12 protein-coding genes are annotated in these 12,345 nt (G+C 57.6%); 7 read left to right on the top strand and 5 right to left on the bottom strand.

The genetic code is table 11. From position 1 onward, the window contains the following. Positions 1-44: 44 nt before the first annotated feature. Positions 45-926: an amino acid ABC transporter permease gene (locus ACR0NF_RS14115; RefSeq protein ID WP_480778452.1), complete on the top strand. Its 882-nt coding sequence runs from the start codon at positions 45-47 to the stop codon at positions 924-926. 21 nt (positions 927-947) lie between these two features. Here ACR0NF_RS14115 and ACR0NF_RS14110 read toward each other — a convergent pair whose 3' ends face one another. The 3 genes from ACR0NF_RS14110 to ACR0NF_RS14100 all read right to left on the bottom strand — a co-directional run bounded on the left by ACR0NF_RS14110 (position 948) and on the right by ACR0NF_RS14100 (position 3,450). Next, positions 948-1,265, bottom strand: coding sequence for a non-heme iron oxygenase ferredoxin subunit (locus ACR0NF_RS14110; RefSeq protein ID WP_480778451.1), 318 nt, complete (start codon positions 1,263-1,265; stop codon positions 948-950). Between the two features lie 3 nt (positions 1,266-1,268). Next, complete coding sequence (locus tag ACR0NF_RS14105; RefSeq protein WP_480778450.1) at positions 1,269-2,210, bottom strand: fatty acid desaturase family protein; 942 nt, start codon at positions 2,208-2,210, stop codon at positions 1,269-1,271. 154 nt (positions 2,211-2,364) lie between these two features. After that, positions 2,365-3,450 (bottom strand): hypothetical protein, encoded by a 1,086-nt coding sequence (locus ACR0NF_RS14100; RefSeq protein ID WP_480778449.1) that lies wholly within the window; start codon positions 3,448-3,450, stop codon positions 2,365-2,367. A gap of 96 nt (positions 3,451-3,546) precedes the next feature. Between ACR0NF_RS14100 and ACR0NF_RS14095 the strand changes: the two genes are divergently transcribed. Beyond that, positions 3,547-4,476 carry a LysR substrate-binding domain-containing protein gene (locus ACR0NF_RS14095; RefSeq protein WP_480472209.1) on the top strand — a complete coding sequence of 310 codons (930 nt, stop codon included), beginning with the start codon at positions 3,547-3,549 and terminating at the stop codon, positions 4,474-4,476. Between the two features lie 96 nt (positions 4,477-4,572). Continuing rightward, the gene (locus ACR0NF_RS14090) at positions 4,573-5,619 is read left to right on the top strand and encodes an aromatic ring-hydroxylating dioxygenase subunit alpha (RefSeq protein WP_480667646.1); all 1,047 of its coding nucleotides are present in this window, start codon (positions 4,573-4,575) and stop codon (positions 5,617-5,619) included. 34 nt (positions 5,620-5,653) lie between these two features. On the opposite strand, the gene ACR0NF_RS14085 is transcribed toward ACR0NF_RS14090, so the two are convergent. Both ACR0NF_RS14085 and ACR0NF_RS14080 read right to left on the bottom strand, forming a co-directional pair. Beyond that, positions 5,654-6,130: an N-acetyltransferase family protein gene (locus tag ACR0NF_RS14085; protein WP_480660973.1), complete on the bottom strand. Its 477-nt coding sequence runs from the start codon at positions 6,128-6,130 to the stop codon at positions 5,654-5,656. A 195-nt stretch (positions 6,131-6,325) separates the two neighbouring features. Further along, complete coding sequence (locus tag ACR0NF_RS14080; protein WP_480667645.1) at positions 6,326-7,114, bottom strand: phytanoyl-CoA dioxygenase family protein; 789 nt, start codon at positions 7,112-7,114, stop codon at positions 6,326-6,328. Between the two features lie 302 nt (positions 7,115-7,416). Here ACR0NF_RS14080 and ACR0NF_RS14075 point away from each other — a divergent pair, with 302 nt between their 5' ends. Genes ACR0NF_RS14075 through ACR0NF_RS14060 form a run of 4 tightly spaced genes read left to right on the top strand, consistent with a single transcriptional unit; the run spans position 7,417 to position 12,294 of the window. After that, positions 7,417-8,667 (top strand): FAD-dependent oxidoreductase, encoded by a 1,251-nt coding sequence (locus ACR0NF_RS14075; protein WP_480472213.1) that lies wholly within the window; start codon positions 7,417-7,419, stop codon positions 8,665-8,667. A gap of 13 nt (positions 8,668-8,680) precedes the next feature. Continuing rightward, positions 8,681-8,938, top strand: a complete 258-nt coding sequence (locus ACR0NF_RS14070; RefSeq protein WP_480472214.1) for a sarcosine oxidase subunit delta — start codon at positions 8,681-8,683, stop codon at positions 8,936-8,938. After that, positions 8,925-11,795, top strand: coding sequence for a 2Fe-2S iron-sulfur cluster-binding protein (locus ACR0NF_RS14065; protein WP_480778448.1), 2,871 nt, complete (start codon positions 8,925-8,927; stop codon positions 11,793-11,795). The genes ACR0NF_RS14070 and ACR0NF_RS14065 overlap by 14 nt, the downstream gene beginning before the upstream one ends. 1 nt (position 11,796) lies before the next feature. Continuing rightward, the gene (locus ACR0NF_RS14060) at positions 11,797-12,294 is read left to right on the top strand and encodes a sarcosine oxidase subunit gamma family protein (RefSeq protein ID WP_480472216.1); all 498 of its coding nucleotides are present in this window, start codon (positions 11,797-11,799) and stop codon (positions 12,292-12,294) included. Positions 12,295-12,345: the final 51 nt, after the last annotated feature.

Here is a 12,345-nt window from a genome sequence, read left to right as displayed (position 1 = left end):
GGGGGCGGCACCGTCGTCCCCGACCCAGACGCGGAGCGGCCCAGGTGCAAGACTTCCTGAAAAAACTCAGATGGCCCGATTATCTGATTGTCGCGATTCTGATCGCGTTTTTCGGGTATATCTGGCTGTCGATCGAAGGCACGCTGAATTACAAATGGCGGTGGGAACTGATCCCCGGCTATATCGTCGGCTGGCATTCGGGGCGCGAGGAATACTTTGCCAACCTGCTGTTGCAGGGCCTTGTGGCAACGATCCGCATCAGCATCTATTCCGGCATTCTGGCCCTGATCCTGGGCACCATTCTGGGCGTTGCGCGCTGTTCGGGCAATCTGACGATCCGCATGCTGGCCCGCACCTATCTTGAATTTCTGCGCAACGTACCGCCGGTCGTTGTGGTCTTTATCTTCTTCTTCTTCCTGTCCCAACAGCTGATCGACGCGCTGAACCTGGATCGCTGGGCCCGCAGCATTGCGCGGCAAGAGGACAATCAGGTTTGGGAATTCTTCTTTGGCGACATGCGCCGCTTTCCCTCTCTGGTCTCGGGCGTCATCGTTCTGGCCCTGTTCGAAAGTGCCTTTGTCGGCGAAATCGTCCGTGCTGGTATCCAGTCGATTCCCAAAGGCCAGCGCGAGGCGGCCCGGTCCATCGGCATGAGCCGGTTTCAGGAACTGCGCTATGTGGTCCTGCCGCAGGCGATGAAAAAAGTGGTGCCGCCGCTCGCAAACCAGTTTATTTCACTGATCAAAGACAGCTCGATCCTGTCTCTGATTTCGGTACAGGAACTGACCTATAAAACGGTTGAGCTTGTGGCTTCGTCCCGCATGATATTCGAGGCGTGGATCACGACAGCGGCCTTCTACTTTGTGGTCTGCTTTGGCCTCAGTCGATTGTTCGCACGCCTCGAAAAACGCTCAGACAGGCTTTAGCCGATCAAGGGCGAGACCGGTTCAGACTCTGATCTGCACCATGCCGTTCTCAACCCGAGTTTCGAATACCTTCATAACTCTTGTCGCTGGTGCTGAAACCGGGCGCCCATCCCGCACGTCGAACGCACCCTGATGCAAGGGGCATTCGATGATATGCCCATCAAAATAGCCATCGCACAGATCCGCGCCGCCATGATTGCAAAGTGCCAGTGAGGCAAAAATCCCGCTAGATGTTTCATAGACGGCGATCAGACGCCTGCCGACTTCCACCCGTGTGACCCAGTTCTTTTCCAGCCGATCCACCTCGATCACATCCTTCCACGGTTTTTCATCAGCCATGGATCACGCCTCCGCCTTGTGCTGGATCTGGCGCAGAATCTCGCGGTGAGCGGCCAGATATCCTCCGGGCTCGACGTATATGTGGTCTTTCAGCTTCTCATGCAGGCGCGGCAACGCGTGAAACGGAACCGAGGCCACATAGTGATGCTCGGCATGGTAATTCATGTTCCAACACAGAAAGGCCCAGGGCGCCGAGACCAGGTTGGTGCGCGTGTTTTCCGACATCTGCGCCACGGTTGGGCGTCCTACATGTTCCGTCATGCGGATAAAGCGCATCACCGGCTCACCCAGAAACAGCGGTATGATCCAGTACCAGATCAGACCCCACCAACCAGTGATAGCCATACCCAAAAAGATCGCGGCATAGATGGCAAGCATTCGGCGGGCATCGCGATAAACCGCCTGATGTTCGACCTTTGGAATAAACCGCAATTCCGTCTCGCTGAGATTCCCCAAGGCATGGCTAAACAGTTCGGTGAACTTACCGCGCCAATAGGGCAGGGCGGACAGGTACAGCAGGTATTGGCCAAGGGTTTTGGGTAGCGGGATAAGTTCGGGGTCTTCCCCGGTCAGCTGCGTATAGGTGTGGTGGTCGCAATGCTCGTAGCGGAAGAACCGATGCGGTAGAATGATGATCAGACCGCAGATTTGACCGACCAGATCGTTCAGCCAGCGCGTGCGAAAGACGGTATAATGCACACATTCATGCTGCAATGAGAAATGGTGAACCAGAACAATGCCCTGCAGGAACATCGCAGGCCAGATCAGCCAGCTGTTCCAGGCCAATGTGACGAGGGTGGTTGTGAAGGTCAGCACAGCGATCCAAAGCGCCAGGTGGCGCAGGCCGGGCCCGTTTGATCTTTGCATGAATCCCTTCAACTCTTCGCGCGTCAATTTACCTTCGGCCAAAGCCTGAGTCAGAGGCGTTACGATTGCTTGTGACATGTGAATTCCACAATATTTGCCGGAGCGGGGGCTGCGCCCTCATCGCGTAATCCGGCACCGGAGACGGGAGTGCTCCGCACCATAGCGCCCATTCTGACGGGTGCTATTGTTAGCAGGCTAACGTGCCAGGGGGCGTTCAATCAAGACAGAAAGCTTAGCTCGCATTTCGCAGTCCGATATCTATGTCCGGGCTGACAAACAGCCCGGCGGCGCAGGGATAACGCTCCAGTATCTCGGGTCCGCCGGGCAAACGGTCGGCATGGAAAATCCCGTTTTCCCAGTAGGTCACGCCGTCTATCACAATGGTCGGGTCGAATACGTTCCAACTAATCTCGCCCGGAGCGTAGGCTCCGCAGGTGTGGAAATGCAGGATGCGCGGATTGCCAAAGGCGGCACCACCCCAGCGCTCGTAATTGTCGCGCATGTCCCAGGGATAGCCGCAGCCCGGGTGAATACCCGCGTGCCACGAATGCACGAAGTTGCGGTCAATGCCGAACTGCTCGGCAACCCGGTCATAATGCGCTTCGGCTTGGGCGGCGTCTGCAGGATGGCCTTCGAAGCCGATCAGGCGACCGTTGTTGAAGTTGGCAAAAATCGGGTGGTCAAACTCGACGGTATAGTCGTCATAGTATTTCGACCCCGTCCCGGTCAGGAACGTCAATGCCACGCGGCCGGAGAAGCTGTGCGCCGGAACCGGCGTGAAGACCGACATTGGAAACCGCAGGATCGAGGTGTCGCCGGATGGGTCCAGGTTCATCTCTGGCCGACCTCGTACATCCGTGCCCAAGGGGCAGGTAAAGCGCACGTCCTCTGCGGTGTTCAGCACTGCATTTATTCCGGCTTTGAGTTCCATGAACGCATCGTGATGCCCGTTCGAGAACCCTGACCCGAACAGCTCTCGGCTGAGGGCGAAGCTGACGATGACCTTCTTGCCTTGCGGCATGTCTGAGAACCTCAGCTGATCCCCCAGCCGCGCCAGAAACAGAATGATGTCGGCATCTTCGAACCGGGACAGTAACTCGGGCGACAGATGTGGATTGCCGGGATTGAATCCCACATCCACGGCGTCGACGGAAAGACCCATGGATCGGGCAACGCCTGAGACGATAGCTACGCTATCGGCATCGAAATATCCGAACTCGGGCGGTTCATAGGCGATCAACAGCCGTTCCCCGGCCACTGCAAGGGCACAGTTTGACAAGAGATTGCGCGCTCCGCGCTCGGGTGTGATGTCCGACATTGGCGTTTCCTGCGGGTTCGGGTGGGCATAAAGTAAGCTGCGGAAGGACGCCCAATCCATTTGAATGTGATAATGGTTGGCATTAGGGTGGCTAATATGATCCTGAACCTGCCTTACTCCGCGCTGCGCGCCTTCGAGGCGGTGGTCCGGCACTCGGGGTTTTCTACCGCCGCAGCGGAACTGGGCGTTAGCCAGAGTGCCGTCAGCCAGCATGTCCGTTCACTAGAAGAGTGGCTGGGCCGGGACTTGTTGGTGCGCGGTGCGCGTCAGTCGCGCCCAACACGCGAGGGCGAGCAACTTGCGCTTGCAATCTCAGAAGGGTTGGGGCGCATTTCAGACGTGTGCACGCAGCTTCGGGACAAGACGCGGACCGATCGGACGATCGTTATTTCTTGCTTGCCTGGCTTTGCGTTCAACTGGCTATTCCCGCGGCTCTTGCGCTTTGACATGGCGCACCCTGACCTGTCGATTTCGATCGCGACGGATACAGGACAATATCCGTTTTCCGGGGCAGATGCGGATGTCGGTATTCGTTATGGGTTGGGCGAGTATCCCGGCTTTGAGGTGGATTTGTTGATGGGCGAACGGTTGTTTCCGGTTTGCGCGCCCGGCTTGCGCCCCGATTTGCACAGGATCGAGGATTTGGCGCGGCACACCATGCTGATAGATGAGAATCTGCATCACGGGGCAGCCAGCCCGACTTGGGAGTTCTGGGCGCGGCAGTGCGGCCTGACATTGCCGAACGCGATGCGAACCCGTCGGCTGGGGCAATCGAACATGGTTGTTCAGGCCGCAATCGAAGGCTTGGGTGTGGCTTTGGGGCGAGAGCCGCTGGTCATTGATATGTTGGCGGATGGTCGCTTGATCCGCCCCTTCGCCGAGATGACGCAATCCCCGCTGTCCTATTGGTTGGTGCGATCACAGGAAGCCAAAGATAGTGAGAAGGTAGCCGAATTCCTGAACTGGATTCATGCCGAGGTCGAGGCGCAACCGGAGATCCCCGATCCAGCCACCGCTTTAAATTAGCCAGGCTTATACAAGATATTACCTTTCCGGCATGGCACAGGGGGCCTCTACCGCCCATACTGTTATAAGCCATCTGACCAAATGGAGAGCCTATCGATGTTTCTGAGAAACTGCTGGTACGTCGCCGCCTGGAGCAAGGATATCGGACGCGAATTGAAGGCCGAGACGTTTCTTGGTGAAAACATTGTGTTCTACCGCCAGCAGGACGGCACCCCGGTCGCGCTGGAGGATGCCTGCCCGCACCGCAAACTGCCGCTGTCCAAAGGCAATCTGATCGGCGATGTGGTGGAATGCGGTTACCATGGTCTGAAATTCGATTGCTCGGGAAAATGCACTGACAGTCCGACCCAGCGCGGCATGACCCCGCGCCGGGCAGTCGTTAAATCTTATCCTGTGTTGGATCGTTACCGCTTCTTGTGGATCTGGATGGGAGATCCGGAATTGGCCGATCCCGACAAAATATTTCCGATTGAAAATTTTGATGATCCAAGCTGGGGTAAGACCGACGGTGGCGTGATGGATATCGACTGCCATTACCTTTGGGTCTGTGACAATCTGCTTGACCCCAGCCATGTGGCCTGGGTTCATGTGTCGTCCTTTGCAGGGGCTGGTACAGACGAAGAGCCACTGAATGTCGAAAGAACGGATCGTGGTGTGATCGTCTCACGCTGGATCGAGAACAAGCCGCCCTCGCCGTACTATGCCAAGCTGGTGGCATTCGAAGGGGATTGCGACAGGTTACAGCATTACGAAATGTGTATGCCTGCGATTGGTTTGAACAAATCCATCTATACGCCCGTCGGGACCGGAGGGTATGACAAGCAAGCGGTTGCCGAGACGTTCATCAACATCTCTTACAATTTCATGACTCCGATTGATGAGGACCGAACACGGTATTTCTGGTTCCAGCATCGCAATTCAGATCCTGAGAATGCTGAGGTTTCCAAATTCATGAATGACGGTGCTCGAATGGCGTTTCTTGAGGACAAGGAGGTTCTGGAGAAGGTGCATTTGGGCATGAAACACGCCAAAACGCCCCATATAGACTTGGGGTTGGACGCGGGCGCAAAACTGTTCCGCAAAACACTGGATCGAGCGATCGAAGCCGAGGTTGACCCGGTAGAACTCACAGTTCAGGCATGAAGCGCGAGACAAGCGGTCCAAAGCCCCAATGCGGTCAGGCATCAAGGGAAATGCGAAACCTTGGATGTGTTCCGTGTCGTTGCTCGAATCCACAGGACAGATAGACAGCTTGAGCGGTTGAATTATCGGGATGTGTACCGACCATCATGTAACGACAGGACAGAGCCCGCGCCTTACGTTTGGACCCTTCGATCAGTTGCCGTCCGATCCCCACGCCCCGAAACGACCGCTCGACAAAGAGATGATGTATATCAATGCCGCGCAGCCCCACCTGCAACTGGGCCAAAGGGCAAAGCGCGGCATAGCCGACGATCTGATCGCCCAATTCGGCGACCAGGGCATAAATCCAAGGCGGATTGGCGAACAAATCACGTTTCAAATCTGACGCGTTGACATCTGGAACATCGCCGTGATGTTCGGCCAATGCGCGGATCATTGTTAGTATCTGAGACAGATCACTTAGCTCTGCGTCGCGAATTTGCACAATCGGGTCTGAGTTTGTGTTCTCCATCGTCACCTCCTGTTCGGGCCACAGAAGCGAAACGAAAAATACCGCACTGTGGCGGCACTTTCAGACTAAACATCATTGACCGCTCCACTTTAGGGGGCGTTGTAATAGCGTCCGAAGGATTGGGTCATGATGATCATGACCCAACCATCCGTTTTCGGCAGGCAAACGTCAAGTTACCGAAGACATGACTAGGGGTTATGCCGCACCGTAGATCACCGGAAACCGCCCCCCGGCGAAGGGCGCACCGGGGCTTAGGCTGTCGTCATGCAGCCATTCGGTCACAGAGTCGCGCGGTTGGTAAGTTGCCCCGTCTACAGCAAAGCGGATCGCATAGCCGCGCCTGCGTCGCGTCGAGGTTCGGTTTCCCATCGCCGAGTGCACGGTCATGCCGTCAAAAGCCAGCGCATCTCCGGGTTCCATTTTCGGGTAGTGAAAGATGTCATACGCGGTGCGATTGGCCTCGAAATCCGGCATGTCGATATAGTCGGGATTGTCTTCCTCAAGATAATGCAGGAATGCACCAAGCTGGTCGGTTCTAAAGGGTCGGTACTTGGCACCCCACGCGTGTGAGCCGCGGACAAATTCCAATGCTCCGTTGTCTGGGTCCACTGGGTCCAATGCAATCCACATTGTCATGATAGGCCCCGCGACCGGCCAATAGGGTTGATCAGTATGCCAACCCGTTTGGGTTCTGGTTCCTGGCTCTTTCGCAAAAATCTGATCGTAGATCAGCGAGGTCCATGGGCTGTCAGCCACCTCGGCCACGCGTCGTCCGATATCCGAGCTCAGGCAATATTCCTGAAACACACCCGGATGCTCGCGCATATTCTTGTAGGCAAAATAGCGGTCGCCTTTGGCGGTTTCGTCGTCGACGGCCTGGCGTAGCTTGTTCAACCAGTCCTTCGACAATACGTGTTTCAACAGCACGACGCCGTCGCGCGCATACGTTTCCTGAATGGATTTCAGGTCAGAATTGTGTGTCATGTAACGTCCATTTCCATCGCCTCACCCTCTGAGGCTGTTACAGATAGAGGGCGCATCGCGCCCGGTTGATCTGGCGTTACAAGGCAGGTGAGCTGCGGCAGTTGATGATGAAGCAGGGCCATAGTGACCGCGCCGACCACTTGCCGGCGAGGCGTTGATGGAACTGCGCTACGCGTAAACTCATGGCTATACATTACCTGAATTTTTCAAAACCGCATAGGGCTGAGCTTATCGAGCTATCGAAGGCAAACGGGCAAAAACTCATTGACGAAAAGTGCATATTAATAAATATTATTACTATCATGCAAAGATACTCCATCTTCTCTCTTGCCCGGAATGCGCTGTCCGGCCACCGTAACTGGCAACTGGCCTGGCGCAGCCCACCGCTGAAAGATCAGTATGATGTGGTTGTGATCGGGGCGGGGGGCCACGGGCTGGCAACCGCCTACTATCTGGCCAAGGAATTCGGCATCACAAACGTTGCGGTGCTTGAGCGCGGCTGGCTTGGGGGCGGAAACATCGCCCGCAACACCGTCACGATCCGCTCGAATTACATGCGGGACGAGTCGATTCCGTTCTACGTCAAATCCGTTGCCATGTACGAAGGGCTCACGGATGAGCTGAACTTCAACATGATGCACTCAAAGCGCACCATGGTGGATGTAGTGCAGACCTGGCCCAAACTGCGTGAGTTGCGCAGGCGGCAGTTGACGATGGATATTTACGGCTCGACCTATGAGCAAATCACGACCGAGGAATTGCGCCGACGCATTCCGGCGCTGACTGGGGGTGGGCCTGATGCACGCCTGCCGGTGATCTGCGGGATGGTGCATACGGATGCGGGTGTGAACCGGCATGACGCCGTGGCATGGGGCTATGCGCGCGCGGCGGACGCGCGCGGGGTTGAAATTCACCAGCAAACCGCAGTGCAATCCCTGATACGCGGGGCAGATGGCAGGATCGAAGGGGTTGAGACAAATCGCGGCGTCGTTAAGGCAAACAAGGTGGTGGTGGCCGTTTCGGGACATACGACAACGCTGACCGAGACGGTTGGGCTGAAGCTGCCTTTGCGGACGATAAACCTGACGGCATTTGTGTCCGAGCCGGTGAAGCCTCTGGTCGATGTGATCGTGAACTGCCCCGATAGTGGGTTCTATTTCAGCCAGTCCGACAAGGGCGAATTGGTAATTGGCGGGGCACCCGATATGGGGCAGAGCTTTCGCCGCGACATCAAACAGCACGTCTTCGAGGATACAGTGACCGCGATGCTGTCTCTGTTCCCAAGTTTCAAAAAGCTCAAGCTGATGCGGCAATGGGGCGGGCATCTGGATATTGCGCATGATGCCTCACCCATCATGGACCAGACCGAAGTTCCGGGCCTGTTCGTCACCGCCGGATGGTGGGGCGGGTACAAGGCGATCCCGGCGGGCGGACTGACACTGGCGCATCTGGTTGCCAAGGAACAACCGCACCCGCTGATGGCGCCCTTCACGCTCGGTCGGTTCCGGTATCTGGATTTCGTAATGGAAGCTGGCACCACCACTGCGCGATAGGAAAGGACGGATCATGTTGCTTATAACCTGCCCGTTCTGTGGCAAGCGTAATGAAAGCGAATTCATCTATGGGGGACCGGTTGGGGCGGATCGTCCCGACCCCAATGCGGTCAGCGATGCAGAATGGGTCGAATATCTGACTGTAACGCCAAATCCGCTGGGGCCGGTCCAAGAAAAATGGTGGCACGCGCGCGGGTGCGGTGAATGGTTCACGATCTGGCGCGACACCCGGACCCATGACATTGTGGAGGCACCCGATGGCACAGAGTAACCGCCGCGCTTCGGGTGGGCGTATCGACCGAAACCGCCCTGTGCGGTTTACGTTCAACGGCAAGCCTTATGAGGGTTACGAAGGGGATACGCTCGCATCGGCTCTGCTGGCCAACGGTGTTCGTGTCACCGCGCGCAGTTTCAAATATCACCGCCCGCGCGGGATCATGGGTCACGGCCCCGAGGAACCCGCGACTCTAGTGGAACTGGATGGCAATGATGCCTCGGGCAACCGCCCTGCGACCACCGTACCGCTGCGCGACGGCCTGAGTGCAAGGTCGGTCAATTGCTGGCCTTCACCCGAGTTCGATCTGGGTGGTATCAACCAGCTGTTCACACGCTTCATCCCGGCCGGGTTTTACTACAAGACATTCAAATGGCCCAACTGGCACCTGTTTGAACCGTCGATCCGCAAGGCCGCCGGTCTGGCTGCTGCTCCGTCCAAACCTCCGTCCAAGGGTCATTTCGAGGCACGGCATGCCCATGCCGACGTGCTGATCGCCGGGGCGGGTCCCGCCGGATTGCAAGCAGCGCTTGAGGCAGGGCGTGCGGGCAAGCGGGTGTTTCTGGCGGATGAGGGGACCGAGGCTGGCGGTAGCCTGCTCAATCGGAACCTGACCATCGGGAGCCGCCCGGCAATGGATTGGGTGGCCGATGCGGTGTCCGAGTTAGACGGGATGCAGAACGTGACCCATCTGCAAAATGCAACTGTCTGGGCTTATCGCGAGCATAATCTGATGATTGTCAATGAGCGTGACCCCGAACAGGATGGGATCCTCGAACGTAGTTGGCGGGTTCGTGCAGCCGAGGTTGTGATCGCAACCGGGGCCACCGAACGTGCGATGGTATTCGGCGACAATGATCGCCCCGGCGTGATGCTTGCCTCTTCCGTGCAGGCATATGTGAATCGTTGGGGCGTGATGCCCGGACAACGCGTGGTGCTGTTTACCAACAACAACAGCGCTTATGCAGTGGCCGCTGATTTGGCTGCCGCAGGCGTCACGGTCGAGGTGATCCTTGACAGTCGTAACAAGGTGCCACAGGCGGCGTTGGATCTGGTGTCCGGGGTCACAGTGCATGTCGCGACCGTCGTCAGCGAGGTTCGTGGGCACAAGAGTGTCCGCGCCGTAAGGGCTGTGCCCAAAACCGGTGGGGCAGGAGTTTGGATCGACTGCGACCTGCTGGCGTGTTCCGGCGGGTGGAGCCCAACGGTGCATCTGTGGTCTCAGTCCCGTAGCACGCTCCGGTTTGACGAGGATCTGGCGGCCTTCTGTCCCGATCAGGCAGCGCAGGCCTGTCGAGCCGTGGGCGCGGCGGCGGGCAATCTGACGCTTGATCGGATTGTCGATGGGGGTGAAGACCTTACCTATGCGATTGAACCGCTTTGGCGGGTGGGTGTTCCCGGTCAGCGGGGCAAGGCGTTTCTGGACGTTCAGAATGATGTGTCGGTCAGTGATGTGCATCTGGCCCTGCGCGAAGGCTATGACAATGTCGAACATGTCAAACGCTATACAACCGGTGGCATGGGCATTGATCAAGGCAAGACCGGCAATATCAACATCATCGGCACTGTCGCGATGGAAAAAGGTCTGCCGCTGCAAGAGGTTGGCACGACCACCTTCCGCTCGCCCTACACGCCGGTTTCTTTCGGTGCGATTGGCGGATTGCGCGAAGGTTGGGGGCTGTTCCCATATCGTCATACCCCTGTGACCCAGTGGAACAAGGATAATGGTGCGGTGATGTACGAAGCCGGTGCCCGCTGGCGGCGTCCGGGGTATTTTCCGAAACCCAACGAAGGTCTGCAAGAGGCGGTGAATCGCGAATGTCGTGCCGTGCGTGAGGGCGTGGGTGTCTATGACGGCTCGCCGCTGGGGACGTTCGAATTGAAAGGGCGAGACGTTCCGAAATTCCTGGATTTCGTCTACTCCAACATCATGTCCAGCCTGAAACCGGGTGATGGGCGGTATGGCTTGATGCTGACTGAGGATGGCTTGATCCTGGATGATGGCGTTGCCTTTCGGCTGGATGAGCATCGCTGGCTAATCTCGACTTCGACCGGCCATGCGGATGCGGTGAACCAGCATATGGAGAAACTGCTGCAGACCGAGTTTCCCGATTGGCAGGTGATGATCACTACGGTCACCAGCCAGTGGAACAATGCCACCATATGCGGCCCCAAAGCGCGTGAAGTGATGCAGGCGCTTGGCACCGATATTGACCTCTCACCCGAGGCGTTTCCGTTCATGTCCTTCCGCGAAGGCACTGTCGCCGGAGTGCCGGCTCGGGTCGTGCGCGTAAGTTTTACCGGAGAGCTGTCCTTTGAGGTGAATGTCGCCCCCCGCCACATGGCCGAGCTGTGGGAAAAGGTGATGGAAGCCGGCACGCCCTTTGGCATTCTGCCTGTAGGGTCGGAATCCAGCCATGTGCTGCGGGTCGAAAAAGGGTTTTTGTCACTGGGACACGAGGTTGACGGGACCGTCGATGCCTATGATCTGGGTATGGGTTGGGCGATGTCCAAGAAAAAGTCGGATTATCTGGGCAAACGGTCGATTGCGCTGCGCCGATCGCGCGGTGCGCCACGGCGCGAGTTGGTGGGCATCCTGCCAGAAGATCCCGACCGACAAATCCCAGAAGGCGCGCCCCTGACGCCGGGAGGCCGGAAAGAGGCGACAGACGGGCTGGTCACGGCCTGTGTTTGGAGCGTTGTGAACAACCGCTGGGTCGGGCTGGCGCTGTTGGAAAACGGCCATGCGCGTCAGGGCGAAACCGCCCATGTCCGGCTGAAGGATGATGTGATCCCGGTCAAGGTGACGAAACCGGTGTTCCACGATCCCGAAGGCAAACTGCTGAGGTCCTGAGATGAGCTACGATGTTACGGTTCAACGCTGCGGGCTGACCGCGTTGTTCGACCTCAAGGGAGCGGCTGAGGCGGTCGGGGCCTGGGTTTGCGATACATTGCCGGGTTTTCCGGACCGTGCCAATCACCGGACGGAAGAAGAGGGGACGGAGCTTTTCTATGTCGGTCGTGATCATTGGATCGCCCGAGCGCCGCTGGCGCGGGAAGAGGCTCTGGAGGCCCAGTTGAAACCCACGGACTGCCCGGCTGATATCAGTATCGTTCGGGTTTCGGACACGATGACCTTTTTCCGCGTTACTGGTCCCGATGCGGCCGAGATCATGGCGATTGCCTGCCCGCTGGACCTGCATGACAGCGTGTTCGGACCGGATGCAGTGACCTATTCCGAGGTTTTTGGCCTCAAGGCACTGGTGATGCGGTATCAGGACGGGTTCGAGTTCGCGGTCGAACAGAGCTTTGGTGACATGATCGACGACTATCTGGCGCGGGCCATGGCTTGACCCAACAGGCGCGGGGCGGCACAGCGGATCGGTAATCACCGGGGTGAAAGA

Source organism: Ruegeria sp. CF4 (genome assembly GCF_056537345.1).
Note: the sequence above shows the minus strand (reverse complement) of the source record. Positions and strands in the feature narration are given on the sequence as shown.

Coding starts and splice junctions, on each gene's coding strand:
- ACR0NF_RS14110 (WP_480778451.1), bottom strand. CDS start 1,265: ATGGCTGATGAAAAACCGTGGAAGGATGTGATCGAGGTGGATCGGCTG.
- ACR0NF_RS14105 (WP_480778450.1), bottom strand. CDS start 2,210: ATGTCACAAGCAATCGTAACGCCTCTGACTCAGGCTTTGGCCGAAGGT.
- ACR0NF_RS14100 (WP_480778449.1), bottom strand. CDS start 3,450: ATGTCGGACATCACACCCGAGCGCGGAGCGCGCAATCTCTTGTCAAAC.
- ACR0NF_RS14095 (WP_480472209.1), top strand. CDS start 3,547: ATGATCCTGAACCTGCCTTACTCCGCGCTGCGCGCCTTCGAGGCGGTG.
- ACR0NF_RS14090 (WP_480667646.1), top strand. CDS start 4,573: ATGTTTCTGAGAAACTGCTGGTACGTCGCCGCCTGGAGCAAGGATATC.
- ACR0NF_RS14085 (WP_480660973.1), bottom strand. CDS start 6,130: ATGGAGAACACAAACTCAGACCCGATTGTGCAAATTCGCGACGCAGAG.
- ACR0NF_RS14080 (WP_480667645.1), bottom strand. CDS start 7,114: ATGACACACAATTCTGACCTGAAATCCATTCAGGAAACGTATGCGCGC.
- ACR0NF_RS14075 (WP_480472213.1), top strand. CDS start 7,417: ATGCAAAGATACTCCATCTTCTCTCTTGCCCGGAATGCGCTGTCCGGC.
- ACR0NF_RS14070 (WP_480472214.1), top strand. CDS start 8,681: ATGTTGCTTATAACCTGCCCGTTCTGTGGCAAGCGTAATGAAAGCGAA.
- ACR0NF_RS14065 (WP_480778448.1), top strand. CDS start 8,925: ATGGCACAGAGTAACCGCCGCGCTTCGGGTGGGCGTATCGACCGAAAC.
- ACR0NF_RS14060 (WP_480472216.1), top strand. CDS start 11,797: ATGAGCTACGATGTTACGGTTCAACGCTGCGGGCTGACCGCGTTGTTC.